The 24,955-nt window shown below is 72.1% G+C and carries 23 protein-coding genes; 13 read left to right on the top strand and 10 right to left on the bottom strand.

The window, feature by feature from the left end:
• A partial coding sequence (locus IEZ17_RS30350; RefSeq protein ID WP_229852803.1) for a protein kinase family protein occupies positions 1–1,056 on the bottom strand: 1,056 nt, incomplete at its 3' end.
• Between the two features lie 280 nt (positions 1,057–1,336).
• The gene (locus IEZ17_RS30345) at positions 1,337–1,813 is read right to left on the bottom strand and encodes a hypothetical protein (protein WP_229852802.1); all 477 of its coding nucleotides are present in this window, start codon (positions 1,811–1,813) and stop codon (positions 1,337–1,339) included.
• 401 nt (positions 1,814–2,214) lie between these two features.
• On the opposite strand from IEZ17_RS30345, the gene IEZ17_RS30340 reads away from it, so the two are divergent.
• Entirely contained in the window at positions 2,215–3,984 is a 1,770-nt protein-coding gene (locus IEZ17_RS30340) for an acetyl/propionyl/methylcrotonyl-CoA carboxylase subunit alpha (RefSeq protein WP_189305713.1), read from the top strand.
• Positions 3,985–4,056: 72 nt separating this feature from the next.
• On the opposite strand, the gene IEZ17_RS30335 is transcribed toward IEZ17_RS30340, so the two are convergent.
• Positions 4,057–5,241 (bottom strand): alpha/beta hydrolase, encoded by a 1,185-nt coding sequence (locus tag IEZ17_RS30335; protein ID WP_189305711.1) that lies wholly within the window; start codon positions 5,239–5,241, stop codon positions 4,057–4,059.
• Between the two features lie 352 nt (positions 5,242–5,593).
• Here IEZ17_RS30335 and IEZ17_RS30330 point away from each other — a divergent pair, with 352 nt between their 5' ends.
• Positions 5,594–6,244 (top strand): TetR/AcrR family transcriptional regulator, encoded by a 651-nt coding sequence (locus IEZ17_RS30330; protein ID WP_373299997.1) that lies wholly within the window; start codon positions 5,594–5,596, stop codon positions 6,242–6,244.
• Between the two features lie 36 nt (positions 6,245–6,280).
• Here the strand turns inward: IEZ17_RS30330 and IEZ17_RS30325 are convergent, their stop codons facing one another.
• Together IEZ17_RS30325 and IEZ17_RS30320 are read right to left on the bottom strand one after the other, a co-directional pair.
• A complete protein-coding gene (locus IEZ17_RS30325; protein ID WP_229852801.1) occupies positions 6,281–7,228 on the bottom strand; it encodes a DeoR/GlpR family DNA-binding transcription regulator in 948 nt (315 codons plus the stop codon).
• Between the two features lie 392 nt (positions 7,229–7,620).
• Positions 7,621–9,066, bottom strand: a complete 1,446-nt coding sequence (locus IEZ17_RS30320; RefSeq protein ID WP_189305707.1) for an NAD(P)H-quinone dehydrogenase — start codon at positions 9,064–9,066, stop codon at positions 7,621–7,623.
• 140 nt (positions 9,067–9,206) lie between these two features.
• On the opposite strand from IEZ17_RS30320, the gene IEZ17_RS30315 reads away from it, so the two are divergent.
• From IEZ17_RS30315 to IEZ17_RS30305, 3 genes are all read left to right on the top strand, one after another.
• Positions 9,207–9,644, top strand: coding sequence for a gamma-glutamylcyclotransferase family protein (locus IEZ17_RS30315; protein WP_189305705.1), 438 nt, complete (start codon positions 9,207–9,209; stop codon positions 9,642–9,644).
• Between the two features lie 178 nt (positions 9,645–9,822).
• Positions 9,823–10,638 (top strand): purine-nucleoside phosphorylase, encoded by an 816-nt coding sequence (locus IEZ17_RS30310; RefSeq protein ID WP_189305703.1) that lies wholly within the window; start codon positions 9,823–9,825, stop codon positions 10,636–10,638.
• Between the two features lie 139 nt (positions 10,639–10,777).
• Positions 10,778–12,460 carry a phospho-sugar mutase gene (locus tag IEZ17_RS30305; protein WP_189305701.1) on the top strand — a complete coding sequence of 561 codons (1,683 nt, stop codon included), beginning with the start codon at positions 10,778–10,780 and terminating at the stop codon, positions 12,458–12,460.
• 93 nt (positions 12,461–12,553) lie between these two features.
• Here IEZ17_RS30305 and IEZ17_RS30300 read toward each other — a convergent pair whose 3' ends face one another.
• Both IEZ17_RS30300 and IEZ17_RS30295 read right to left on the bottom strand, forming a co-directional pair.
• The gene (locus tag IEZ17_RS30300) at positions 12,554–12,919 is read right to left on the bottom strand and encodes a hypothetical protein (protein WP_189305699.1); all 366 of its coding nucleotides are present in this window, start codon (positions 12,917–12,919) and stop codon (positions 12,554–12,556) included.
• Positions 12,920–12,949: 30 nt separating this feature from the next.
• Positions 12,950–14,203, bottom strand: coding sequence for a helix-turn-helix transcriptional regulator (locus tag IEZ17_RS30295; protein WP_189305697.1), 1,254 nt, complete (start codon positions 14,201–14,203; stop codon positions 12,950–12,952).
• Between the two features lie 574 nt (positions 14,204–14,777).
• On the opposite strand from IEZ17_RS30295, the gene IEZ17_RS30290 reads away from it, so the two are divergent.
• From IEZ17_RS30290 to IEZ17_RS30280, 4 genes are all read left to right on the top strand, one after another.
• Positions 14,778–15,353, top strand: a complete 576-nt coding sequence (locus IEZ17_RS30290) for a hypothetical protein (RefSeq protein WP_189305695.1) — start codon at positions 14,778–14,780, stop codon at positions 15,351–15,353.
• A gap of 152 nt (positions 15,354–15,505) precedes the next feature.
• Positions 15,506–15,640 carry a hypothetical protein gene (locus tag IEZ17_RS43945; RefSeq protein ID WP_268249861.1) on the top strand — a complete coding sequence of 45 codons (135 nt, stop codon included), beginning with the start codon at positions 15,506–15,508 and terminating at the stop codon, positions 15,638–15,640.
• Between the two features lie 10 nt (positions 15,641–15,650).
• On the top strand, positions 15,651–16,829 hold the full coding sequence (locus tag IEZ17_RS30285; protein ID WP_189305693.1) for a methyltransferase domain-containing protein: 1,179 nt from the start codon (positions 15,651–15,653) through the stop codon (positions 16,827–16,829).
• 226 nt (positions 16,830–17,055) lie between these two features.
• Complete coding sequence (locus IEZ17_RS30280; protein WP_373299995.1) at positions 17,056–18,291, top strand: putative hexosyltransferase; 1,236 nt, start codon at positions 17,056–17,058, stop codon at positions 18,289–18,291.
• A gap of 28 nt (positions 18,292–18,319) precedes the next feature.
• Here IEZ17_RS30280 and IEZ17_RS30275 read toward each other — a convergent pair whose 3' ends face one another.
• Positions 18,320–18,946 carry a PH domain-containing protein gene (locus IEZ17_RS30275; protein WP_189305692.1) on the bottom strand — a complete coding sequence of 209 codons (627 nt, stop codon included), beginning with the start codon at positions 18,944–18,946 and terminating at the stop codon, positions 18,320–18,322.
• A gap of 157 nt (positions 18,947–19,103) precedes the next feature.
• On the opposite strand from IEZ17_RS30275, the gene deoC reads away from it, so the two are divergent.
• From deoC to IEZ17_RS30260, 3 genes are read left to right on the top strand one after another with little or no spacing between them, the layout of a single operon-like run.
• Positions 19,104–20,108: a deoxyribose-phosphate aldolase gene (gene deoC / locus IEZ17_RS30270; RefSeq protein ID WP_189305727.1), complete on the top strand. Its 1,005-nt coding sequence runs from the start codon at positions 19,104–19,106 to the stop codon at positions 20,106–20,108.
• 6 nt (positions 20,109–20,114) lie between these two features.
• Positions 20,115–21,551, top strand: coding sequence for an aldehyde dehydrogenase family protein (locus tag IEZ17_RS30265; protein ID WP_189305690.1), 1,437 nt, complete (start codon positions 20,115–20,117; stop codon positions 21,549–21,551).
• Entirely contained in the window at positions 21,544–22,404 is an 861-nt protein-coding gene (locus IEZ17_RS30260; protein WP_189305688.1) for an aldehyde dehydrogenase family protein, read from the top strand. The genes IEZ17_RS30265 and IEZ17_RS30260 overlap by 8 nt, the downstream gene beginning before the upstream one ends.
• 111 nt (positions 22,405–22,515) lie before the next feature.
• Here the strand turns inward: IEZ17_RS30260 and IEZ17_RS30255 are convergent, their stop codons facing one another.
• Positions 22,516–22,920, bottom strand: coding sequence for a hypothetical protein (locus tag IEZ17_RS30255; RefSeq protein ID WP_189305687.1), 405 nt, complete (start codon positions 22,918–22,920; stop codon positions 22,516–22,518).
• A 179-nt stretch (positions 22,921–23,099) separates the two neighbouring features.
• On the opposite strand from IEZ17_RS30255, the gene IEZ17_RS30250 reads away from it, so the two are divergent.
• The gene (locus tag IEZ17_RS30250) at positions 23,100–23,744 is read left to right on the top strand and encodes a nucleoside/nucleotide kinase family protein (protein WP_189305685.1); all 645 of its coding nucleotides are present in this window, start codon (positions 23,100–23,102) and stop codon (positions 23,742–23,744) included.
• Positions 23,745–23,939: 195 nt separating this feature from the next.
• On the opposite strand, the gene IEZ17_RS30245 is transcribed toward IEZ17_RS30250, so the two are convergent.
• Positions 23,940–24,725, bottom strand: a complete 786-nt coding sequence (locus IEZ17_RS30245) for a SigE family RNA polymerase sigma factor (protein ID WP_189305683.1) — start codon at positions 24,723–24,725, stop codon at positions 23,940–23,942.
• Between the last annotated feature and the right edge of the window lie 230 nt (positions 24,726–24,955).

Below are 24,955 nucleotides of genomic sequence, written 5' to 3'. Positions count from 1 at the left end.
CGGGGCGGGCGCCACGGGGACCGCCCGCTTCTCCTCGGGCAGGTTCACCGCCAGCAGCTCGGCCGACTGCCGGGCCAGCGCGGCGATCACCCGGCCGGGCAGCCAGCCGGGGCCGAGGGCCGCGGCGGCGCGGTCGGCCGGGGCTTCGGGGGCGGTGACCGCTTGCGCGCCCGCGGGCGCGGCGGCGGCCACGGCGGCAGGTACGGCGGCGAGCACCGCCGTGGGCCGGTCCACCGAACCGTCCGTCCCGGCCGGTTCACCCAGTTCGTCCGGTCCGTCCGTCCCGGCGGCCGGACCAAGCTCTTCCAGCAGCTCCGCGGGCCGCGGCCGGGCCGCCGGGTCGCGCGACAGGCAGGCGCCGACGAGCGAACGCAACCCGGCCGGGATCTCGTCCCGTTCGGGCACGGTGTGCCCGGTGGCGGCGTACGCCAGCGTCGCGCCGAGCGCATACACGTCCCCCGCCGGAAGCGGCCGATCCCCGACGGCCTGCTCCGGCGGCAGGCTGCCCGACTCCAGCCCCGGCAGGCCGGAGCGCGGCAGGCCGTCACCGGCCGCCGCCCGGACGGCGCCGAAGCAGGTCAGCCGGGGCCCGTCGGCCGCGAGCAGCACCGCGGCCGGGCAGACCCCGGCATGCACCAGGCCCTGCCCGTGCCCGATGACCAGCGTCTCCACGAGGGCGGCGCCGATGGCCCGTACGGTGCGCTCCGGCAACGGCCCGCCGTGCGCGGCGAGCGCGGCCGGCAGCGGCAGCACGGGCAGGTAGGGGCGGGCGTGCCAGGGGGGCTCGCCCGGTGCGGCGAGCTCGGTGGCCGGCGCCGACCACGGCCCGAGCAGATAGCGGGAGGTCTCCGCCTCGGCCAGGAACCGCCCGGCGTCCGCGCCCGGCAGCGGCAGGCTGATCAGGACCGTACGGTCGCCGTCCGCGCTGCGCGCCACGTACCGGCGCTCGGGTACGGGCACGGGCGACGCGGCGTCGTCCAGCGCGGCCAGCACGACGTACGGCCCGATGGCGTCGAACCGCCCCGGATCGCCCGCCGTCGCGTCATGCGGCTGCATGCGCCCTCTCCCCCTCTGCCCCTGGTCCAGCCCGTGTCGTGCCCCCGGCAACAGCCCACAGAGCCTACAAGGGCGTGCCCCACGGCCCGGAGGGGCACCCAACTCGGGCCGCCGCGGGAGGAGTTCGGGGCCGGGAACGAAGGACAAGAACAGGGGACGGAGAACAGGGAACGAAGGGCAGGGAACGAAGGGCAGGGCCCGGGAACCCGGGACCGGCGACCGGGAATGCGGGAGCCGCGGTCCGCAGCGCCGCGCCGGGCGGGCGTCAGGCAGGGGCGCGTCAGGCAGGGGCGCCGTCCGCGGCCGGGGCGTCCGCGGCGGCGTCCCGCGGCTCCCCGTACGCCACCAGGGTCAGCACCAGCAGTGCCAGCACCACCATCAGCGCGAGGAACGCCACCCAGCCGACCAGCCCGACGGCGAACGCCCCGAGCACCCCGTGCACCACCGCGCAGGCGATCAGCACGATGCGCGAGAACCCGCCGGGCGCGCGGTCGCGCAGCGCGCTGCGGAGCAGTACCACCGCGCAGAAGGCCAGGAAGGCGCCGAAGACCCCGCCGCCGATCCACGCCCCGGCGGACATCGCGCGCGGCTGGAGCCCCGCGAGCGACATCTGCTGCCGGTCCACCACGATGCTCAGGATCCAGTTCAGCAGCAGGATCCCGGCCGCCTCCAGGATCAGGACCACCGCCGCCGCCAGAGCCACCGGTCTGCGCGCCACCACCCCGCCCACCTCACTTCCACCGTCATGCGCCGTCATCACGAGCCGTTACCAGGAGTACAGAGGCATCAGGCACGCTACTAACGGGTAACCGTGAGGGCAAGGGGTGTGCACGACCCCGTCCGGACCCGCGCCGGCGCATCCGCACGCGCCGTGCTCACCCGAAAACTTTCACTCGCCCATTCGTAGGGACTCCACAAAGAATTGACGATCCGCCGGACGTCCGCAGTTCGAGACCTAGGCCACACCGTGCCGCGCGCCGGAGCCCTGGAATCCGGGCCTACCCTGGGATTCCAACGGACTTTGGTCCCTCACCATCGCCGCGTGCACGCTCCGTGTGGGCAAGCTCACCCCGGGAAACGGGTCGGCACGCGGTGTCGCCAGTCCCTAAACTCGCTGCGTTCAGTGTGTTGCGGCGTAGCGCCAAGGAAGGACCCATCGTGCGCAAGGTGCTCATCGCCAACCGTGGCGAAATCGCTGTCCGCGTTGCTCGGGCGTGCCGGGACGCCGGAATCGGGAGCGTAGCCGTCTACGCCGAGCCCGACCGGGACGCCCTGCACGTACGCGCTGCGGACGAGGCATACGCCCTGGGCGGTGACACCCCTGCCACCAGCTACCTGGACATCGCCAAGGTCCTCCAGGCCGCCGCCGATTCCGGTGCGGACGCGGTCCACCCGGGCTACGGCTTCCTCTCCGAGAACGCCGAGTTCGCCCAGGCCGTCCTGGACGCCGGCCTGACCTGGATCGGCCCGCCCCCGCACGCCATCCGCGACCTCGGCGACAAGGTCGCGGCGCGGCACATCGCGCAGCGCGCCGGTGCCCCGCTGGTCGCCGGCACCCCGGACCCGGTCTCCGGCGCGGACGAGGTCGTCGCCTTCGCCGAGGAGCACGGCCTGCCGATCGCGATCAAGGCGGCCTTCGGGGGCGGCGGTCGCGGCCTGAAGGTCGCCCGCACGCTCGAAGAGGTCCCGGAGCTGTACGACTCCGCGGTCCGCGAGGCGGTCGCCGCCTTCGGCCGCGGCGAGTGCTTCGTCGAGCGCTACCTGGACCGCCCGCGCCACGTCGAGACCCAGTGCCTGGCCGACAAGCACGGCAACGTCGTGGTCGTCTCCACCCGTGACTGCTCCCTCCAGCGCCGCCACCAGAAGCTCGTCGAGGAGGCCCCCGCGCCGTTCCTGAGCGACGAGCAGAACGCCGAGCTGTACCGCGCCTCCAAGGCCATCCTCAAGGAGGCCGGCTACGAGGGCGCCGGCACCTGCGAGTTCCTGGTAGGCCAGGACGGCACCATCTCCTTCCTGGAGGTCAACACCCGCCTCCAGGTCGAGCACCCGGTCACCGAAGAGGTCACCGGCCTCGACCTGGTCCGCGAGATGTTCCGGATCGCCGACGGCGAGGAGCTGGGCTACGACGACCCGGCGGTGCGCGGCCACTCCTTCGAGTTCCGCATCAACGGCGAGGACCCGGGCCGCAACTTCCTCCCCGCGCCCGGCACGGTCACCACGTTCGCCGCGCCGTCGGGTCCGGGCGTCCGCCTGGACGCGGGCGTCGAGGCCGGCTCGGTCATCGGCCCGGCCTGGGACTCCCTGCTCGCCAAGCTGGTCGTCACCGGCGCCACCCGCGCCCAGGCCCTCCAGCGCGCCGCCCGCGCCCTGAACGAGTTCCAGGTGGACGGCATGGCCACCGCCATCCCGTTCCACCGCGCGGTCGTCAAGGACCCGGCCTTCGCCCCCGAACTCACCGGCTCCGACGAGGCGTTCACCGTCCACACCCGCTGGATCGAGACCGAGTTCGTCAACGAGATCCCGCCGTTCGCCGCGCCGGGCGCCGAGGAGGCCGAGGCGGACACCCGCGAGACGGTCGTCGTCGAGGTCGGCGGCAAGCGCCTGGAGGTCTCCCTGCCGTCCTCGCTCGGCATGCCGCTGGCCCGCGCCGCGGTCGCCGGCGGGGCCAAGCCCAAGCGCAAGGCCGCCAAGAAGTCGGGCAGCGCCGCCTCCGGCGACGCCCTCGCCTCGCCGATGCAGGGCACCATCGTCAAGGTCGCCGTCGAGGAGGGCCAGCACGTCACCGAGGGCGAACTGGTCGTCGTCCTGGAGGCGATGAAGATGGAGCAGCCGCTCAACGCGCACCGCTCCGGCACCGTCAAGGGCCTGACCGCCGAGGTCGGCGCGGCCCTCACCTCCGGCGCGGTCATCTGCGAGATCAAGGACTGACCCGGCGGCACACCGCCCTCAGGAACGGGCGCCCGGCAGCCAGCCGCCGGGCGCCCGTTCCTGTTCGTTCGTTCAGGAACTGCCGACCACGTCCTCCGGGAACGTCAGCGACCTGCTCATCCACTGGAGCGCGGCGGGCAGTTCGCGCCGCCAGGTGGCGAAGTTGTGGCTGCCGTGGTCGAGGATGATCGAGTCGGCCTTCATGGGCGGTTTGACCGCGTCCAGGAACTCCTTCGCCGCCGGGTAGTTGGGCTCGCCCGCACGGCTGGTGCCGATCAGCACGTTCACCTGCGGGGCGGGCAGGTTCTTCAGCCGCCACATCAGATCGTGCTCCTCGCGGCGCCGGCCGCGGTCCTTGCCGTCGCCGAAGAGGTTGCCGGTGGTGGGGTCGGTGGAGACCTTGTAGTCGGGCGAGAGCGCCGCCGCCGAGGTGTACGTACGGGAGTGGATCATGGCCAGCTGGAGGGCGCAGCTGCCGCCCGAGGAGTAGCCCATGACGCCCCAGGCGCCCGGGTCGCTGCCGACGCGGTAGTGCGACCGCAGCGCGTCCGGCACATCCTGGGCGAAGAACGTCTCGGCCTGCGGGCCGCCGGGCACGTCGACACACTGGGTGTCGCGCGGCGGCGCGATGGTGGGCCGCATCATGACGATGACGGTCGGCTGCATCTTCCCGCTGCGGATCAGCTGGGAGGCGGTCTCCGGCAGCCGCAGGTGCTGGCCCAGCAGGAATATCCCGCCCGGGTAGCCGGCGAGCGCCACGACGACCGGGAAGCGCTGGCGCGCGTACTGCTTCTGGAAGTACTGCGGCGGCAGATAGACGTACGCCGGGTTCACCGCCCGGGTCCGCTTGCCGACGATCTTCACGGTCTCGACCTTGCCGTTCTTGTCCGGCGGCCCCGTGGGGATCCCGTGGACCTTGTCCAGGCCCTCGGGGCCGGACGGCTGGACGAGCCCCTTGGACGGGTCTCCGGCGGGCCCCGCCTTGCCCTCGTTGCCCCACTTGCCGACGGCGGCCGGCGCCCCGTCGTAGAGGCCGAGCAGTTCGTGCCAGGAGGCGTAGAACTCGAAGTTGGAGTTCACCGCGAGGCCGAGGGCCGCCACGATGCTCAGCTGGGTCGCGGCGATCACCCCGAGCCGCCCCAGCACCGCCCGCGGCCCGCGGCCGGCGAACCGCGGCCACATCCAGACCGTGAGCCCCACGCAGACCACGGCGACCGCGATCATCGCGAACAACAGCGACTGGCTGGTCAGTCCCATGACATGTTCCCCAGGTGTCCGGGATATTCCGGCTGTTCCCGGATATCCGTACGCAGCGCGCTCGGCCCGCCGGTCCCTTCGGCGGCCGGTCGCCACGCAACGTGTTCCAGCGGCCTCCGGAAACCCCCGGAAGACCTCATTGCGCCAGGTTTGATGGCCCTTGGAACGGTGACGTTGCGGCCTTTCCGAGGAGTTCGGCCAGCCGTCGGCTGCGGTACTCCGGCGCGTCATCCGCCGGCCGCCGCCCGTCCACCGGGCCTCGGGGGCGTACGTCCCGCCCCGGCGCCCGCCGGTGCGATGGCATCCTGGACGCATCCGGGCCGGGACCGGCCGGATCGAGGAAGGACGGGCGATGGCGACCGAGACGGCAGGGCAGCGGCGGGCAGAGCACGCCGCCACGGCGCACGCACCGGCGGGGGCGCCCACCGTACGCCCCATGCGGGCCGACGCGCGCCGCAACTACGAGCGGCTGCTGACCGAGGCCCGTACGGCCTTCACGGAGCACGGCACGGACACCTCGCTGGAGGACATCGCCCGCCGCGCCGGCGTCGGCATCGGCACGCTCTACCGGCACTTCCCCAACCGCACCGCCCTGATGGGCGCGGTCTTCCAGGGCGAGGTCGACGCCCTGCTGGCGTACGCCAGGGAACTGGCCGACGCGCCGCAGCCGTGCACCGCGCTGGTCGACTGGCTGCGCGCGATCATCACCCACGCCGGCACCTACCGGGGCCTGTCCCGGGCCCTGATGACGGCGTCGGCCGACGAGTCCTCGGGGATGGCGCGGTGCAGCGTGCCCATGCGGGAGGCCGGCGGCGCACTGCTGGCCCGCGCCCAGCAGGCCGGCGCGGTACGCCGCGACGTCTCCATCAACGACCTGATGCAGCTCACCAACGGCATCGCCCTGGCCGCCGAGGAATCCCCCGACGACCCGGAGCTGGCCGACCGGCTGCTGACCCTGACGCTACGGGGGCTCAAGGCGGGCGCCGCGGGAGCGGGGGCCTAGGTCCTGTCGTCAAACTCCCGCCGCCCGCCCGGCCGCTCAGCGGCGCCGTGGCGCCAGGTCGGCCACCCGGCCGCCCGGCCCGTCCGCGAGCGAGCCCGCGGACCGCAGCTGCGGCGCACCGGCCGCGCCGCCCGGGTGGCTGCGCCGCTGGCCCGGCAGCGGTACGTCCCGCCGCGGGCCCCGGCGCTCCTGCGGAGCAGCCTCCATGGCCGGCTGGCCCGGCCCCTGCCCGACCGGTGAGCCGCTGGCCACGGCGATCTGGACGCCCTGGTCGGCCAGCGCCTGCAACTCCGTGGCGGCCCGGTCGTCATGGGCCGGCGGCTCGTCCGTGACGAGCCGGGTGATGACGTCCGTCGGCACCGTCTGGAACATCGTGTCGGAGCCGAGCTTGGTGTGGTCGGCGAGCACCACCACCTCCCCCGCCGCCTGCACCAGCGCCCGGTCGACGCTGGCGGAGAGCATGTTGGAGGTGGACAGCCCGCGCTCCGCGGTCAGGCCGCTGCCCGACAGGAAGGCGCGCGAGACCCGCAGCCCTTGCAGCGACTGCTCGGCCCCGCTGCCGACCAGCGCGTAGTTGGAACCGCGCAGGGTCCCGCCGGTCATCACCACCTCCACGCGGTTGGCATGGGCCAACGCCTGGGCGACCAGCAGGGAGTTGGTGACGACGGTCAGGCCCGGGACTCTGGCGAGCCGGCGGGCCAGCTCCTGGGTGGTCGTCCCGGCGCCGACGACGATGGCCTCGCCTTCTTCGACGAAGCCCGCGGCGAGGTCGGCGATGGCCGTCTTCTCCGCGGTCGCGAGGTGGGACTTCTGCGGGAAGCCGGACTCCCGGGTGAAACCACCCGGTAGGACCGCACCGCCGTGTCGGCGGTCGAGCAGCCCCTCCGCCTCCAGCGCCCGCACGTCGCGCCGTACGGTTACTTCAGAGGTCTGGACGACGCGGGCGAGCTCCCGGAGCGACACGGCTCCGTTCGCGCGCACCATTTCTAGGATCAATTGGCGACGTTCTGCAGCGAACACGAAACTGACAGTAACGCCAACGACCGTCTGTTTTCAGCAGGTTGCACCAATTAACGGAAGTTGTTCACACGGCACCGCATGACGTGATATGCGGCATGCACATGCTCTGCCCCGTCACCCTGCACACCCAAACGCGCTCGATGCCTGGTCAGTTACGCTCTCGGGCAAGAATTTGCGGCCCCCGGGGGCGGGTTGCCCGATCCTGACCATGCAGGACCGTTTCACCCCAAGTGCCCACCGGGGGCACAAATATTCCATGCTGTTCCGTGCGCCGCTCGCCCGCCCGGGGCCCTTCCGCTGCCCGCCGTATGGGCGGTTCGCCAGGGCCTTTCCGACCCCGACCCACCGGACAGGCCCTACTCGCTCGCCGCCTTGCGGGTGTGGAGCTGGCGGGCGACCTCGGCGATCGATCCGGACAGCGAGGGGTAGACCGTGAAGGCGCTGGCGATCTGCTCGACGGTCAGGTTGTTGTCGACCGCGATCGAGATCGGGTGGATCAGTTCACTGGCGCGCGGCGAGACGACCACACCGCCGACGACGATGCCCGTACCGGGGCGGCAGAACAGCTTCACGAAACCGTCGCGGATGCCCTGCATCTTGGCGCGCGGATTGCGCAGCAGCGGAAGCTTGACCACCCGGGCGTCGATCACGCCGCCGTCGATGTCGGCCTGGGAGTAGCCGACGGTGGCGATCTCGGGATCGGTGAAGACGTTCGCGGAGACCGTCTTGAGGTTCAGCGGCGTGACCGCGTCGCCGAGGAAGTGGTACATCGCGATCCGCCCCTGCATGGCGGCCACCGAAGCCAGCGCGAAGACCCCGGTGCAGTCACCCGCGGCGTACACCCCGGGAGCCGTGGTCCGCGAGACCTTGTCGGTCCAGATGTGACCGGAGTCCTTCAGCTTGACCCCGGCCGCCTCCAGCCCGATCCCCTCGGTGTTGGGGATGGAGCCGACCGCCATCAGGCAGTGCGTACCGGAGATCGTCCGGCCGTCCGCGAGGGTGACCTCGACGCGGTCGCCCACCCGCTTGGCGGACTGGGCGCGGGAGCGTGCCATGACGTTCATGCCGCGGCGGCGGAAGACGTCCTCCAGCACGGCGGCGGCGTCCGGGTCCTCGCCCGGCAGCACGCGCTCGCGGGAGGAGACGAGGGTGACGCGGGAGCCGAGCGCCTGGTAGGCACCGGCGAACTCGGCGCCGGTGACGCCGGACCCGACCACGATGAGCTCCTCGGGGAGCTCCGTGAGGTCGTAGACCTGCGTCCAGTTCAGGATCCGCTCGCCGTCCGGGAGCGCGTCGGGGATCTCGCGCGGGTGCGCGCCGGTGGCGATCAGCACGGCGTCGGCGATCAGCGCCTCGGACGTGCCGTCGGCGGCGGTGACCGTGACCTTCCGCGAGCCGTCCGGCGCCTGCCCCGGCTCCAGCCGGCCGCGACCGCGCATGACCCGGCCGCCGGCCCGCGTGACGGAAGCGGTGATGTCGTGCGACTGGGCGAGCGCCAGCCGCTTCACACGCCGGTTGACCTTGCCGAGGTCGACGCCGACGACCCGCGCCGGGCGCTCCTTGTACGGCGTGTCGTCCTCGACCCTGATCCCGAGCTCCTCGTACGAGGAGTCGAAGTTCGTCATCACCTCAGCCGTGGCGATGAGGGTCTTCGACGGGACGCAGTCGGTCAGCACCGACGCTCCACCCAGACCGTCGCAGTCGACGACGGTCACCTCCGCGCCGAGCGAGGCGCCCACCAGGGCCGCTTCGTATCCGCCGGGTCCGCCACCGATGATCACGATCCGAGTCACGTACTCCATTGTCCCGCACGCCCGTACGTACCTCTCCCCCGGGGGCGCGGACGTCGCCGGGCGGGCGCCGGTCCGCACTCTCGCCAGCCCCGTCGTACGAACCTCCGGTACCACGAGCCCATCGAGGAACCTCCCGTACCCTCAGAAGCATGTCGCTCTACGCCGCGTACGCCGGCAACCTCGACGCGCGGCTGATGTCCCGCCGCGCACCGCACTCACCGCTGCGCGGCACCGGCTGGCTCAACGGCTGGCGGCTCACGTTCGGCGGCGAGCAGATGGGCTGGGAGGGCTCCCTGGCGACGGTCGTCGAGGACCCCGGCTCCCAGCTCTTCGTCGCGCTCTACGACATCGCCCCCATGGACGAGGAGTCGATGGACCGCTGGGAGGGCGTCGGCCTGGACATCTACCGCCGCATGCGGGTCCGGGTGCACACCCTCGAAGGCGACGAGGCCGCCTGGATCTACGTCCTCAACGGCTACGAGGGCGGCCTCCCCTCCGCCCGCTATCTGGGCGAGCTCGCCGACGCCGCGGAGTCCGCCGGCGCCCCGCACGACTATGTGATGGAGATCCGCAAGCGGCCGTGCTGACGGGCCGGCGGGTGCCACTGCCGACCGGAGCCGGGTACCACCCCTCCGGCCGGCCGGGCGGCGCCCGCGCGCCCGCGGCGTGCCGCACCCCATTTGGCAGAAGCCACAACCATCCGTTCCCAGCACCGTGGGCAGCGACATCTACGCGCGTAGGGGATTACCGGCTACCCTCGTCCGCGTGAACGCATCTGTTACCCCGGACATCGACCCGCAGGGCGCCGCCGGCGCCGCAGCCGCCCGCCTCCGCGAGCTCACCGGCGCCGAGACCCACGACGTCGCCCTGGTCATGGGCTCCGGCTGGGCCCCGGCCGCCGAGGCCCTGGGCGCGCCCGAGCACGAATTCCCCGTCACCGAGCTGCCCGGCTTCCCGCCGCCCGTCGTCGCCGGCCACGGCGGCAAGATCCGCTCGTACCGGATCGGCGAGAAGCGCGCCCTGGTCTTCCTGGGCCGCACCCACTACTACGAGGGCCGCGGCGTCGCCGCCGTCGCGCACGGCGTCCGCACCGCCGTCGCCGCCGGCTGCAAGACCGTCGTCCTCACCAACGGCTGCGGCGGCCTGCGCGACGGCATGCGCCCCGGCCAGCCGGTCCTGATCAGCGACCACCTCAACCTCACCGCCACCTCCCCGATCATCGGCGCGAACTTCGTCGACCTGACGGACCTGTACTCGCCGCGGCTGCGCGCGCTGTGCAAGGAGGTCGACCCGAGCCTGGAGGAGGGCGTCTACGCCCAGTTCCCCGGCCCGCACTACGAGACCCCGGCCGAGATCAAGATGATCCGCACCCTGGGCGCCGACCTCGTCGGCATGTCCACGGTCCTGGAGGCCATCGCCGCCCGCGAGGCCGGCGCCGAGGTCCTGGGCCTGTCGCTGGTGACGAACCTCGCCGCCGGCATGACGGGCGAGCCCCTCAACCACGAAGAGGTGCTCCAGGCCGGCCGCGACTCCGCGACCCGGATGGGCGCGCTGCTCGGCCAGGTCCTCGCCAAGATCTAGCCGAACCCGGCCCGGGGCCCTCCGGCGGCGGCAGAATCCAGCTGCCGGCGAGGGCCGGGCACGGGCCGGCGGCTGTCGCCGGCGGGGCCGGCCGGACCGTACGCAACCCCCACAACGCATCCACAGGCAGGAGCATCACGTGGCTACCGTTCCCGCGGAGCTGATCAGCCGGGCACAGGCGTGGCTGGCCGAGGACCCCGACCCGGAGACCCGGGACGAGCTCGCCAAGCTCATCGAGGCGGAGGACCTCGACGCGCTGGCGGGGCGGTTCGCCGGCACCCTCCAGTTCGGCACGGCCGGGCTGCGCGGCGAGCTGGGCGCCGGTCCGATGCGGATGAACCGTGCCGTGGTCATCCGGGCGGCGGCCGGGCTCGCCGCGTACCTGAAGGACAGCGGGCAGGGCGAAGGCCTGGTCGTCGTCGGCTACGACGCCCGCTACAAGAGTGCCGACTTCGCGCGGGACACCGCGGCGGTCATGGTCGGTGCGGGTCTGCGCGCCGCGGTCCTGCCGCGCCCGCTGCCCACCCCCGTGCTGGCCTTCGCGATCCGGCACCTGGGCGCGGTGGCCGGCGTCGAGGTGACCGCCAGCCACAACCCGCCGCGGGACAACGGCTACAAGGTCTACCTGGGCGACGGCTCGCAGATCGTGCCGCCCGCGGACGCCGGGATCGCCGAGCGGATCGCCGCGGTCCGGTCGCTGGCCGACGTGCCGCGCCCGGAGACGGGCTGGGAGACCCTCGACGAGGCCGTACTGACCGCCTACCTGGAGCGCACCGACGCGGTCCTCACCCCCGGCTCCGCCCGGGACATCGGGGTCGTCTACACGCCGATGCACGGTGTCGGCCGGGACACCCTGGTCGCCGCCTTCGCGCGCGCCGGCTTCCCGGCCCCCGCGGTCGTCGCGGAACAGGCCGAGCCCGACCCGGACTTCCCGACGGTCGCCTTCCCCAACCCGGAGGAGCCGGGCGCGATGGACCTCGCGTTCGCCACCGCCCGGTCCAAGGCCCCGGGCAGCGTCGACATCGTCATCGCCAACGACCCGGACGCGGACCGCTGCGCCGTCGCCGTCCCCGCCCCCGGTACGCCGGAAGGCTGGCGGATGCTGCGCGGCGACGAGGTCGGCGCGCTGCTGGCCGCGCACCTGGTCCGCAAGGGCGCCACGGGCACGTTCGCGACGACGATCGTCTCCTCCCAGCTGATGTCCCGTATCGCGGCCGGCGCCTCGCTCCCCTACGAGGAGACGCTGACCGGCTTCAAGTGGCTGGCCCGCGCCGACGGCCTGCGCTACGCCTACGAGGAGGCGCTGGGCTACTGCGTCGACCCCGAGGGCGTCCGCGACAAGGACGGCATCACCGCCGCGCTGCTGATCACCGAACTGGCCGCGGAGCTGAAGCGGGAAGGGCGCGGCCTGGCGGACCTCCTCGACGAACTGGCCGTCGAGTTCGGCCTGCACGCCACCGACCAGCTCTCGGTGCGCGTCGAGGACCTGTCGCTGATCGCCGGGGCGATGCGCCGGCTGCGCGAGCAGCCGCCGACGGCGCTGGCGGGCCTGGCGGTGACCCGGGCGGACGACCTGAACGAGGGCAGCGCCGCCCTCCCGCCGACCGACGGGCTGCGCTACTACCTGGCGGGCGCGCCGGAGGCCGGCATCGAGGCGGCCCGGGTCGTGGTCCGCCCCAGCGGCACCGAGCCCAAGCTCAAGTGCTACCTGGAGGTCGTGGTGCCGGTGGGCGACGCGGCGGCGCTGCCGGACGCACGGGCCAAGGCGGCGAACACCCTGGCCGCAATCAAGAAGGACCTGTCGGCGGCGGCCGGGATCTGACGGAGCGTCAAGCGGATGCGGCGAGGGCCGGGCTCGACTGCGAGCCCGGCCCGAACTCTTGCCATATCCGGCCATACCGGTGGCGGGGCACGCTCAACTCAGGGCTTTTTCGACAGCGGCGAAGATGTCGGAATCCGTCTCCTTCTGCCAATCAGGCAACTCCGCCCAGTCGGCCACGTATCCAGGCTTCGGGTCCACAAAGTGCTTGAACATTTGGGCCGTCCAGCAGGTCGCCACGAAACGGCCCTTCTGCTCACGGCTGAGCCGTGCCGCATGGCCCCCAGAGACGTCAAGAAACTGACGCACTTGTTCGTACACCGCTCCCGCAGCCTCGCGCTCCCAGACCGGCGTGTCCTCCCAAGGGGCCACATAACCAGGCTTCGGCTCACCGGGAAAATGCGCGTGCACTCCGGCAATCCACGCCTCGCGGAACAACCGTGCACCCTCGTGGTCCGCCATACGTACCCCTCTCGTCGTCTTCAGTGGTGCTCAGTGCGTGCTCAGTGCGCTGATTTCCGCTTCCAGGCCGAGGATGCGGTCATCCCGGACCATAGGGGCGAACTCTGCTCGCAGTCCTTGGAGTCTACGAGCGACGTATCCCGACGAGGACGTCCGCGCAAGTTGCACAGCCTCGCGTCCGAACGTCAGAACCTGGTCAGCGTCACGCCGCTTTGCGCCGATCGCCGCAAGGTCGGTCAGGACGACTCCGCGCCTTCGGTAAGACTGCCCTTTGGCGAGGTTCGGCTGTTCAAGAGCCTTCCCCAACGCGGCCTCTGCCAGATCGAGCCGTCCGAGCTGCACGTACCCCGCTCCCCGCTCCTCAGCCAGCCGTGATCCGTCGAAGCGGAGCCATCCCCCGTTGCATCCTGTGCTGGTGAGGTCGGCAACCCTCTCCGCCTCGTCAAGTGCCCGCTCGCAGGCATCGAAGTTGCCCAGACCTGCGTGCACCTCTGCCTGCACTGAGCTGACCCAATGCCGGGTCGACAGTGCGGTGTCCCCGCGCTTGGCTACCCTGGCCGCTGTAGCGAGGGTCTTCTCGGCCTCCCCGTAACGCCGTTCGTATACGTCAACGTAGGCATGCCGCACCAGCGCACACGCCCACAGGTCAAATGCCCCGGAGTCTCGACAGGCCGTCGCGGCCAGGGCGTATGAGGCTGCCGCGCCCTCGTAGTCGTTGCCATCGAATGCCAGCTCGCCGGCCAGCTGGAACAGATCGCCGGCCGCCGCACACAAGGGGACCACTTCAGCATCAGAGCGGCCTTTGAGAGCATCGGTCAACGAGACGATCTGTTCGTGGACGGCTGGATAGACAGAGTTTTTGGAGCGTGCGAGTTGGTATACCTGCCACAGGTGTGCGTTCATGCGATGGAAGCCAACGGACGTCCCCCTGCCTACACCCTCGGCAAGCTCCTCGGCCTCTTCGGCTGACACAGCCGCGAGGGCACCAGTGACAGCTATCACCCGCAGGAATTCGCGTCGGATCATGTCAGTGCTCCCTGAGCCGCAATCGTTACTGGGTGGCAGCTGTGCGGCCCCTTGAAGCAGAGCCGCGGGCTGCTTCAGTAAAGCGTCGAGTCCGGCAAGGTCAAGCTTGAGAGATTCCGCCAGTCTTGGGCGTAACGACGGCTGCACTTGGACAAGTCGGCGTTCCCATCGACCGATCGTGGTGCGGTCAACTCCGACCGCCTGAGCAAGGCTCTCCTGTGAGTGCCCCATCTCCAGACGTCTCTCACGAAGCCCCATGTCCACCTCCTCTCCGGGTTGCCCGCACCGCAATCGCGTGCACACAACGCACTTTTCTGCATCAAGAGTGCCGCACGATTGCCCTGGTAAGCCCCAACATCCTGCGGTTTCCTTGAAGTTGTCAGCCCAACGTATCGGCTGTGGGCATCGAGGTGCAGGCGCGCACAGGAAGCGAATCAAACGACGCGTGGAGGCGTTCATGACATATGCGCAGAGAGGAAGCGGATCCGGCCACACGCCCTCCGTTCCAAGCCGCGATGCCGTGCTCGCTGGCCACTCGCATGGCAGGAAGGACCGCAAGTGAACTGCATCGATACCCCCGCGCGCGAGGACGTCACGGCCGGCACGGTCGGGGACGATGTACTCACCGTCCACGAACTCGTCACGGCCGGCGAAGGACTTGGCGCCAAGTGCGGCGCCGGAGGGCTTGACACTCAGGCCGTCGAGTGGCTGCGCGCCGTGAACTGCCCGGCTTGCTTGGAGGCGGAATGCCGTTCAAAACCCGGACTCGGTGGCTGGCCATCCACGGCATTGACACGGGGCCCCGCTGGATCCACGGAGTAGAGGTGACGGCGTGACCAACCCCATGGACACTGCCCGGCTGCTGCCGTGGACCAGCCCGGACGGGAAGCCGTGCTACCTCTTCGCGAACAACAGGACCGGCTATGTCTCCCGCCTCGCCGACAAGGTGGAGGCGGAGCAGATGACCTCGGCCGCCGAACTCATCGCGGAGTCCTGCCGTATCCTCGCCGACCGGACGTGGACACCCGGCGAAATCCACCTGCTGGCCGTCGAGTTGAACAACCACCTGACCAAGGTCCACCGAGTTTCGGAGAGTCGGGGCGCCCGGTTGCTCCTGTTGGAGGACAACCCCGACGAGGACGACGAATACGAGGTGGACGCCGGGGACACCGAGAACGACGAGCCCGACGCGAGCGATGCGGGCGATGCGGGCGATGCGGGCGATGCGGGCGACGGAGGACGCGGAGCCCCGCCCGCGTACGACTCCCCCGACCGGCCAGGCCCTGAGCAGGGACAGCGCGTGTCCCGCCCGAACCGACGGGCTCGGCTCACCGCCCCGGTCCGTCCCGCGGGGAGCGTCCCGGGCGCTCCCCTGAAGGATGCCGCGCAGGGACCGCCCGCGCGGTGAGGGAAACCGGTCCCGCCCTCCCTGATGACCGGAGGGCGGGACCTCCCGGCTTCCGCCGTACGCGCTCGTCGTCGCCTCGACCTGGCGCGGCGAACAACCCAAGGCGCGAACGCACACCATCACGTTGACAGCCGCAGTGAGGGGAGACAGGAATGGCATGGGGAACCGGTAAGGGCGGCGACGGAGGCGACGGAAAGCACGCCGGAGGCAAGGACCCGGGCACGGCAAAGCCGTCGTCCGACACCAAGGACCCCAACCCGGGCCCGAAGCACGGCAAGGGAAAGTAGGACTCTCCGGATGACCGACACCACCGGAGCCGCCGAGCGGGCCGCCGCGAGCGGCCTGCTCGGCAGGCTGAACAAGACACTGGCGCAGCCTCTGGCGCCTGAGTGGCAAGCGGCCTACGAGGCAGTGCCCCGCCACGGGTTCCTCCCCGACACGGTGTGGCTGGGCGACGACCTCACCCCGTGCGACCGCCGGAAGACCCCGGGCGCATGGCTCCGCGCGGCCTACGACGACGAACCCGTCGTGACCCAGGTCAACGATGGCGCAGACCCCGGCGACGGCGAACGCTGGCCGTCCTGCTCCGCCTCCGCCCCCGGCATCGTCTTCCGCATGCTGCACATGCTCGACGTACGCAGCGGGGACCGCGCACTGGAGATCGGAACGGGAACCGGCTGGAACGCCGGCCTCCTGGCCCACCGGCTGGGTTCGGACCTGGTGACCACGGTGGAAGTAGACCCGGCTCTGGCGGATCGGGCCCGAGACAACCTGAAGGCTGCCGGGCTGGCGCCACATGTCATCACGGGAGACGGGGCCACGCTGGAAGTGGGCCACGGCCTGGACCGCTTCCTGGCGACCTGTTCCGTCCGACGAGTGCCGCCCGGCTGGGTAGCCCGGATGAAGTCCGGCGGTGTCATGCTCCTTCCCTGGGAATCGCCCTGGCTCTGCTACGGCCTCCTGCGCCTCACCGCGGATTCCGACGGGAGCGCCTCCGGCACCTTCCACCCCCGTTCCGCATTCATGCTCATGCGCGGCCAACGCACCGACCTTCGGATCTTCCGCGACGTGGTCAGGGACGGACACGTACCCGACGAAAGATCCACCACCCTGTCTCCCCGGAGCGTCACCGGGGACGACTGGGCGGCCCAGTTCGCCATCGGCCTCCAACTCCCCGACGTGTGGTGGACCTGGCACGAAGACCCCGACGTCGAAGGGGTGTCCGCCCGTCTCTGGTTGGCCACCGTCGACGCCACGTCCTGGGCCGCCATCGACTACGACGGAGAGACGGACAAACGGTTCACCGTCTGGGAGCACGGCCACCGCCGCCTCTGGAGCGAGGTCGAGGCGGCCTACCACTGGTGGAGAAGCCATGGCTGCCCCCGCCCGGAGCACTTCGGCATGAGCGTGGCTGCCGACGGCCGGCACACGCCTTGGCTGGGGAGTCCCGGCCGGCCGGTTCCGCACAGGGGATGAGGAATCTTCCTGGTCACGGGTGCCCTCGCTGGCCGACTCCAGCATCCCGGACATGGCACCTCCCGGCCTGACGGTCACCAGACGGCCCGGCCCGCGGGAGCCCGGCCCTTACGGGTGACACCCGTACTGCACCTGTCGCAGCTCTCCACGGCGGGCCGGGCCGGAGCGCGGAACGCTGGAGCCGGACGTTCCCCGCGCCCGGACCCAGTCCTCCAGGAGTTGCGCCGTGCCCACGACCGCACCCCCGCCGACCGCCACCGGCCCGGCGCCCGCGGGGCCGCCGCCGTCCCGGCGGTGCGAGCTGGCCGGCATCCTGGCCGCGGCGCTCCGCAGGGCCGCGCCCGCGCTGCTCGGCTACGCCGCCGTCCGCGCCCTGGGGACCCTCGTCCTGATGAAGTGGGCGCACATCCGGCACCACGGGCTGTGGCCGCTGCTGGCCACCCAGTGGGACTCGGACTGGTACCTCGGCATCGCCGGCCACGGTTACGAGCACACCCTCGGCGGCCAGGGCCCCGACGGCTCCGAGGGCTACCACGAGAACAACCTCGCCTTCTTCCCCCTCTACCCGGTGCTCATCAAGGCCGTCGCGGTGGTCATGCCCGGCTCCCGGGCCACGGCGGGGCTGCTGATCGCCGTCGGCTGCTCGCTGCTCGCGGCGTGGGGGGTCTTCGCGGTCGGCGACCGGCTCCACGGGCGCCGGGTCGGCACCGTCCTGGCGGTCCTGTGGGGCGCCGCCCCGGTCGCCGTGATCGAGTGGATGGGCTACACGGAGTCGCTGTTCACGGCGCTGGTCGCCTGGTCGCTGTACGCGGTGCTGACGGGGCGCTGGCTCGCGGCCGGCGGCCTCGCGCTGCTCGCCGGCCTGACCCGCCCCACGGGCCTCGCGCTCGCCGCGGCGGTCTCGCTGTGCGCGCTGCTCGCCCTCCGGCGGCGGCCCGGCGGTGCGGCGTCGCGCCCGCCCGCCCCCCGGCTGCTCGCCGCCGCGCTCCTCGCGCCCCTCGGCTGGCTCGGGTACGTCGGCTGGGTGGGGCGGCGACTCGGCCGCGCCGACGGCTACTTCGCGGTCCAGAGGATGTGGCACAACGAGTGGGACGGCGGCGCCGAGACGCTGCGCTCGCTCCGCTCGATCCTCGGCCAACAGGCCCGGCCGCAGCTGTTCTACGTCGTGGTGTCGCTGGTGCTGATCGGGTCGGGCGCGCTGTACGTGCTGTGCGTGGCCGACCGGCAGCCGCTGCCGCTGCTGGTGTTCAGCGGGGTGCTGCTGGCGATCGTGCTGGGCAGCGGCGGGGTGTACTTCCCGCGCGCCCGCTTCCTGCTGCCCGGCTTCCCGCTGCTGCTGCCGCTGGCCCGCGGGATCGTCCGGGCGCGGCGCCGGACGGCCGTACTCGCGCTGGGCGGTGCCGCGTTGGCGTCCGCCTACGTGGGCGCGTACATGACGCTGGTGTACACCGGCGCGCCGTAGCCGGGCGCGTCCGGGGACGTCGGCGCCGCTACAGCGCCAGCATCACCGCGAGCCCCACCGCGCCGACCACGCTCGGCGCGATGACCGCATACGACCAGCGCACCTCCGGCTCGCCCTGCGCGCTCTCGCGGTGGGCCGCGCGTTCCCTGATCTCGCGCAGCTCCTCCAGGGCCTGGTCGGCCATCGCGCGCGGCACCGGGCCGGTGTCCGCCTGGAGCCCGAAGCGGGGCCGGGCCGCGCCCGCGCCGCGGTCCGCCTGCCGGGCGGCCTTCTTGCGCTGGCGCAGCGAGACCGGGATGGCCCAGAGCTGGTACTTGCCGCCGCCGGTGAGCACCTCGGCGGAGAAGGTCGCCCGCAGCTCCTCGACGGCGGACCAGGGCAGCGTGATCGTACGGAACGGGTTGCGCACCGTCAGCCGGTCCTCGCCCGCCCTGACCAGGGGCCGCAGGGTGAAGGCGACGACCAGCGGCACGCCGAGGAGGAGGACGAAGACCGCGGTGAGCTTGGTGTGGGCGGTGCCGCGCAGCACCGCGTCGGCACCGAGCCAGAGGCCGAGCAGGAGGAGCAGCGCGCCGCCGGCCAGGGCCGCGGGCGAGCGGTAGCTGCGCTCCGCGTACTGCTGCTGGGGCGAGGTGGACCGGTCCGGGCTCGTCATGCCGCCGATTCTGCCCGACTGTCCGGATGCCGGACACGGAGTGGATATTGCGGTACGGCATCGATGGCGGCGGCCCGCGGCGGACGGCCGCCCCAAACTCGTCCGCGCAGGGGGGCTGGCATGTCGCTACGCGCGTAGATATGCTCCCCTCGTGACCATGCCCACTGCCATTTCGGAAGTACCCGCATCCGGCAACGAAGCCGCGGGGCGACTGGCGTCGATGGCGGATGTGACCGCCTCCGACGGAGCGCTGCGCCGTTTCCTGCACGGACTCCCCGGCGTCGACGCGGTAGGGCTCCAGGCCCGCGCCGCCGCGCTCGGCACCCGTTCGATCAAGACCACGGCGAAGGCGTACGCCATCGACCTGGCCATCTCGATGATCGACCTGACGACGCTCGAAGGCGCGGACACCCCCGGCAAGGTCCGGGCGCTGTGCGCCAAGGGCATCCATCCGGACCCGACGGACCGGTCCGTCCCCAAGGTCGCGGCGATCTGCGTCTATCCGGACATGGTCGCCACCGCCAAGGAGGCGCTGGCCGGTTCCGGGATCCACGTCGCGTCCGTCGCCACCGCCTTCCCGGCGGGCCGGGCGGCGCTGCCGGTCAAGCTGGCCGACACCCGGGACGCGGTGGCGGCCGGCGCCGACGAGATCGACATGGTGATCGACCGTGGCGCCTTCCTCTCCGGCCGCTACCTGGACGTCTTCGAGGAGATCAAGGCCGTCAAGGAGGCGTGCGTACGCCCCGACGGTACGGCCGCGCACCTCAAGGTGATCTTCGAGACCGGCGAGCTCCAGACGTACGACAACGTCCGCCGGGTCTCCTGGCTCGCGATGCTCGCGGGCGCCGACTTCATCAAGACCTCGACGGGCAAGGTGGCCGTGAACGCCACGCCGCCGGTCACCCTCCTCATGCTCGAAGCCGTCCGCGACTTCCGCGCGCAGGCCGGCATCCAGGTCGGCGTGAAGCCGGCCGGCGGCATCCGGACCACCAAGGACGCGCTCAAGTACCTGGTGATGGTCAACGAGACGGTGGGCGAGGACTGGCTCAATGCCGACTGGTTCCGCTTCGGCGCCTCCAGCCTCCTCAACGACCTGCTGATGCAGCGCCAGAAGCTCAGCACCGGCCGCTACTCCGGCCCCGACTACGTGACGGTGGACTGAACCGCTATGAGCTCAGCATTTGACTACGCACCGGCGCCCGAGTCCCGCGCGGTCGTCGACCTGGCACCGGCCTACGGGCTGTTCATCGACGGCGAGTTCACCGAGGGCACGGGCGGCGACCTGCGCAAGACCGTCTCGCCCGCCACCGAAGAGGTGCTGGCCGAGTACACCCAGGGCACCGCCGACGACGTCGACCGGGCCGTGAAGGCCGCCCGCACCGCGTTCGGGAAGTGGTCCGCGCTGCCCGGCGCCGAGCGCGCCAAGTACCTCTTCCGGATCGCCCGGATCATCCAGGAGCGCTCGCGCGAGCTGGCCGTCCTGGAGACGCTGGACAACGGCAAGCCGATCCGCGAGTCGCGGGACGCCGATCTGCCGCTGGTGGCCGCGCACTTCTTCTACTACGCGGGCTGGGCGGACAAGCTGGGCCACGCGGGCTTCGGGCCGGACCCCAGGCCGCTGGGCGTGGCCGGCCAGGTCATCCCGTGGAACTTCCCGCTCCTCATGCTGGCGTGGAAGGTCGCCCCGGCGCTGGCCTGCGGCAACACCGTCGTCCTCAAGCCCGCCGAGACCACCCCGCTGTCCGCGCTGTTCTTCGCGGACATCTGCCGCCAGGCGGGCCTCCCCAAGGGCGTCGTCAACATCGTCACCGGTGACGGCTCGACCGGCGCCGCGCTGGTGGCCCACCCCGGCATCGACAAGGTCGCGTTCACCGGCTCCACCGAGGTCGGCAAGGCGATCGCCCGCACGGTCGCCGGTACGGACAAGAAGCTCACCCTCGAACTGGGCGGCAAGGCGGCCAACATCGTCTTCGACGACGCGCCGCTCGACCAGGCCGTCGAGGGCATCGTCAACGGCATCTTCTTCAACCAGGGCCACGTCTGCTGCGCCGGTTCGCGGCTGCTGGTCCAGGAGTCGGTCCAGGACGAGCTGCTGGACGCGCTGAAGCGGCGGATGGCCACCCTCCGGGTCGGCGACCCGCTCGACAAGAACACCGACATCGGCGCGATCAACTCGGCCGAGCAGCTGGCCCGGATCACCGAGCTCGCCGACGCGGGCGAGGCCGAGGGCGCCGAGCGCTGGTCGCCGGCGTGCGAACTGCCGGGCTCCGGCTACTGGTTCGCGCCGACCCTGTTCACCGGCGTCACCCAGGCCCACCGGATCGCCCGCGAGGAGGTCTTCGGCCCGGTGCTGTCCGTGCTGACCTTCCGCACGCCGGAGGAGGCGGTGGCCAAGGCCAACAACACGCCGTACGGGCTGTCGGCGGGCATCTGGACCGAGAAGGGTTCGCGGATGCTGTGGATGGCGAGCAAGCTGCGCGCGGGCGTCATCTGGTCCAACACGTTCAACAAGTTCGACCCGGCCTCGCCGTTCGGCGGCTACAAGGAGTCGGGTTTCGGCCGCGAGGGCGGCCGGCACGGTCTGGAGGCGTACCTCGATGTCTGATCGCTTGAGCGTTCTCAAGACCTACAAGCTGTACGTCGGGGGCAAGTTCCCCCGGTCCGAGAGCGGGCGGGTGTACGAGGTGACCGACGCAAAGGGGAACTGGCTCGCCAACGCCCCGCTGTCCTCCCGCAAGGACGCGCGGGACGCGGTGGTCGCCGCCCGCAAGGCGTTCGGCGGCTGGTCCGGCGCCACCGCGTACAACCGCGGCCAGATCCTCTACCGCACCGCGGAGATGCTGGAGGGCCGCCGGGACCAGTTCGCCGCCGAAGTGGCGGACGCCGAGGGGCTGTCGAAGGCGAAGGCCGCGGCGCAGGTGGACGCGGCGATCGACCGCTGGGTCTGGTACGCGGGCTGGTCCGACAAGGTCGCCCAGATCGCCGGCTCGGCGAACCCGGTCGCGGGCCCGTACTTCAACCTGTCCGCCCCGGAGCCGACCGGTGTGGTCGCGGTCCTGGCCCCGCAGGAGTCGTCGTTCCTGGGCCTGGTCTCGGTGATCGCCCCGGCGATCGTCACCGGCAACACGGCCGTGGTGGTGGCGTCGGAGCAGGCCCCGCTGCCGGCGCTGTCACTGGCCGAGGTGCTGGCCACCTCCGACCTGCCCGGCGGTGTGGTCAACCTCCTCTCGGGCCGTACGGCGGAGCTGGCCGCTCCGCTCGCCGCCCACCAGGACGTCAACGCCGTCGATCTCACCGGCGCCGGCGCCGAACTGGCCGTGGAGCTGGAGACGGCGGCGGCCGACAACCTCAAGCGGGTGCTGCGCCCGCGGGCCGTCGACTGGACGGCGGACCCGGGCACGGAGCGGCTGCTGGCCTTCCTGGAGACGAAGACGGTCTGGCACCCGATGGGCGTCTGACCGGTCTTCGGCGCACCGACTCCGGTACGGCGAACGGCGCGGGACCTCACCCGACGGGTGGGGTCCCGCGCCGTTTCCGCGGGTCCGGCCGCGGTGCGCCGCGGCGGTGCGTCAGCCGGGCATGGTCCGCATCACCTGGCCGGTCACCGGCAGCGTGCGCAGCGTGCCGCCGTTCGTCACCGGGCCCGTCACCTGCGCCGTGCTCACCGGCTTGAAGTCGGCGACCCGGGTGCCGACGGCGTTGGCCAGCGGATCGACGCCGGTGTTGTTCATCGGGTCCAGCCGGATGTCCTTGACGGGGCCGAGGCCGCCGCGCGAGCCGTACTTGAGCGCGGCGGTCAGCGACGTGTTCTTGGGGTCCAGCACGGACACCCGGGGGGCCGTGGAACCGTGCGCGGGGGCGGCGCTCGCCGCCGCACCACCCGCCATCGCGGCGCCGGCCGCGGAGATCACCAGTCCGGCGCGCAGCACACTGCGCGGGACGCGGCTGGGCTTGGGACGTGCGTGGGAGGGCATCTGCCACCTGCCTGTGGATTCGGAAACCGAGCATCTCCACCGGTTGCGCGAGCCGGCGGCACCTCCGCCGCACCACTGCGTAATCGATTGACTGCACAGAGTAGTTGACCGGGTGCCGGCCGTTCCACCTCGCGCGCCAGGGGTACCCCCCACGGCGCAATGCCCGACAATGAGTACCCGTGACCTCCCACTCGCCCGCCCGGCCCCCCGTTGCCCATGTCGTGCTGCTGACCGGTCCGTCCGGCTCCGGGAAGACCTCCCTGGCCGCGCGGACCGGCCTGCCCGTGCTGAACCTCGACGACTTCTACAAGGAGGGCACGGACCCGACGCTGCCGCAGCTGCCGGACGGCGGCGGCGCCGACTGGGACTCACCGCTCTCCTGGGACGCGGGCGCCGCGGTCGCCGCCATCGAGGCGCTGTGCCGCACGGGACGGACCGCGGTTCCGGTGTACGACATCTCGGTCAGCGCCCGGGTGGGCTCGTCGGCACTGACGCTCGACGGGGCTCCGCTGTTCATCGCCGAGGGCATCTTCGCCGCCGACGTCATCGAAGGCTGCCGGGCTGCGGGCGTGCTGGCCGACGCGCTGTGCCTGCGCGGGCGCCCCACGACGACCTTCCGCCGGCGGCTGCTGCGGGATCTGCGCGAGGGCCGCAAGCCGGCGCCGTATCTGGTGCGCCGCGGGCTGCGGCTGCTGCGCAGCGAGCGGACGATCGTGGCCCGGCACACCTCGCTGGGCGCGTACGCCTGCGCCGGCACGGAGGCGCTGGAACGGATAGCGGCGGCGCACTCCGCAGACCTGGTCGGGACGGCCGTACGGTCCTGAGCCGTACGGCGGTTGGCGGGCGGCGTGGTCGGCGGTCGGCCCCGGAAACGGGAGAGCGGGCTCGGACAGACCCCCCGGCCGCCCGAACCCGCTCGTTTCCCCCGTATCCCCCCTGCTTCCCCCGTGTCCCCCTCGGGCTCTCCCCCCGGATCCCCCTCGGGTTTCTCCGCCCCCTCGGGCGTTCCCCCCCCGTCCTCAGGCGACCAGTTCGCCGAAGGACTCCTCCTCGTCACGGCCGAAGCTGAGGACCTCGTCCTCGCGCAGCCGGCGCAGGGAGCGCCAGATGCTGGACTTGACCGTGCCGACACTGATGTTGAGGATGTCCGCGATCTCCGGGTCCGTGCGGCCTTCGTAGTAGCGCAGCACCAGCATGGTGCGCTGCGCCTCCGGCAGCCGGGCCAGCGCCTGCCACAGGACGGCGCGCAGCTCGGTGCCGCGCATCGCGTCCACGTCGCCGGCGGTCTCGGGCAGTTCCTCGGTCGGGTACTCGTTGAGCTTGCGCCGGCGCCAGGCGCTGATGTGCAGGTTGGTCATGGTGCGCCGAAGATAGCCGCCGAGCGCCGCCTTGTCGCTGATCCGGTCCCAGGCCCGGTAGGTCGAGAACAGCGCGCTCTGGAGCAGGTCCTCGGCCTCGTAGCGGTCACCGGTCAGGTGGTAGGCGGTGGCGTACAGGGAGGCGCGGCGTTCCTGGACGTAGGCGGTGAAGGCCGCTTCGGCCTCGGCCACTTCCGCCGCGGTGCGCCGGTCCCCCGTCTCCCTGTACTCCGTTCCCCCGTCGGCGCTCTCCTGGCCCCCGTTTCCCCCGTTGGGCCTGTTGTGCACCACCGTCGCGTCAATGGCCACCATGTACGGCGGCCGTTGACGCCCGGTGCCGCGAGCGCACCCCCGCCCGCCCACGGCACCGGACTTCTCGCCGGCCCGCACGACGTCGTGGAGCCGCGTGATAACTGCGCTGGAAGTGGTGCCGTGCAGTGTGTTCATCTCGCGCCCCCCGTCGGTCGAGCCAGTTCGTTCGGTGTGTCCCCGGCGCTGATCTCGCCCGTTGCGGGTGTTGATCTCTTCCGGATGCCCAAAAGACTGCCAAGCCAGTTTCATCGGGGTGTCCGCCGACTGTCACAGACGTGTCACAGGGCCGGTGACGGTGCGGCGCGGTCCGTCATCCGGGCGGGTCCGGTGTGGCAGGGCGGCACCGGTCGATCTCCCGCCGTGCC

The sequence above is a fragment of the Streptomyces albospinus genome (genome assembly GCF_014648695.1).
Taxonomy (GTDB): Bacteria; Actinomycetota; Actinomycetes; order Streptomycetales; family Streptomycetaceae; genus Streptomyces; species Streptomyces albospinus.
The sequence above is the reverse complement of the archived record's forward strand: the minus strand, read 5'-3'. Positions and strand labels throughout refer to the sequence as shown.

Excerpts from the sequence above, each read along its gene's own strand:
- IEZ17_RS30345 (WP_229852802.1), bottom strand. The coding sequence starts at position 1,813 with ATGACGGCGCATGACGGTGGAAGTGAGGTGGGCGGGGTGGTGGCGCGC.
- IEZ17_RS30335 (WP_189305711.1), bottom strand. The coding sequence starts at position 5,241 with ATGGGACTGACCAGCCAGTCGCTGTTGTTCGCGATGATCGCGGTCGCC.
- IEZ17_RS30330 (WP_373299997.1), top strand. The coding sequence starts at position 5,594 with ATGGCGACCGAGACGGCAGGGCAGCGGCGGGCAGAGCACGCCGCCACG.
- IEZ17_RS30325 (WP_229852801.1), bottom strand. The coding sequence starts at position 7,228 with ATGGTGCGCGCGAACGGAGCCGTGTCGCTCCGGGAGCTCGCCCGCGTC.
- IEZ17_RS30320 (WP_189305707.1), bottom strand. The coding sequence starts at position 9,066 with ATGGAGTACGTGACTCGGATCGTGATCATCGGTGGCGGACCCGGCGGA.
- IEZ17_RS30315 (WP_189305705.1), top strand. The coding sequence starts at position 9,207 with ATGTCGCTCTACGCCGCGTACGCCGGCAACCTCGACGCGCGGCTGATG.
- IEZ17_RS30300 (WP_189305699.1), bottom strand. The coding sequence starts at position 12,919 with ATGGCGGACCACGAGGGTGCACGGTTGTTCCGCGAGGCGTGGATTGCC.
- IEZ17_RS30295 (WP_189305697.1), bottom strand. The coding sequence starts at position 14,203 with ATGGGGCTTCGTGAGAGACGTCTGGAGATGGGGCACTCACAGGAGAGC.
- IEZ17_RS43945 (WP_268249861.1), top strand. The coding sequence starts at position 15,506 with ATGGCATGGGGAACCGGTAAGGGCGGCGACGGAGGCGACGGAAAGCAC.
- IEZ17_RS30285 (WP_189305693.1), top strand. The coding sequence starts at position 15,651 with ATGACCGACACCACCGGAGCCGCCGAGCGGGCCGCCGCGAGCGGCCTG.
- IEZ17_RS30275 (WP_189305692.1), bottom strand. The coding sequence starts at position 18,946 with ATGACGAGCCCGGACCGGTCCACCTCGCCCCAGCAGCAGTACGCGGAG.
- deoC (WP_189305727.1), top strand. The coding sequence starts at position 19,104 with ATGCCCACTGCCATTTCGGAAGTACCCGCATCCGGCAACGAAGCCGCG.
- IEZ17_RS30265 (WP_189305690.1), top strand. The coding sequence starts at position 20,115 with ATGAGCTCAGCATTTGACTACGCACCGGCGCCCGAGTCCCGCGCGGTC.
- IEZ17_RS30260 (WP_189305688.1), top strand. The coding sequence starts at position 21,544 with ATGTCTGATCGCTTGAGCGTTCTCAAGACCTACAAGCTGTACGTCGGG.
- IEZ17_RS30255 (WP_189305687.1), bottom strand. The coding sequence starts at position 22,920 with ATGCCCTCCCACGCACGTCCCAAGCCCAGCCGCGTCCCGCGCAGTGTG.
- IEZ17_RS30245 (WP_189305683.1), bottom strand. The coding sequence starts at position 24,725 with ATGAACACACTGCACGGCACCACTTCCAGCGCAGTTATCACGCGGCTC.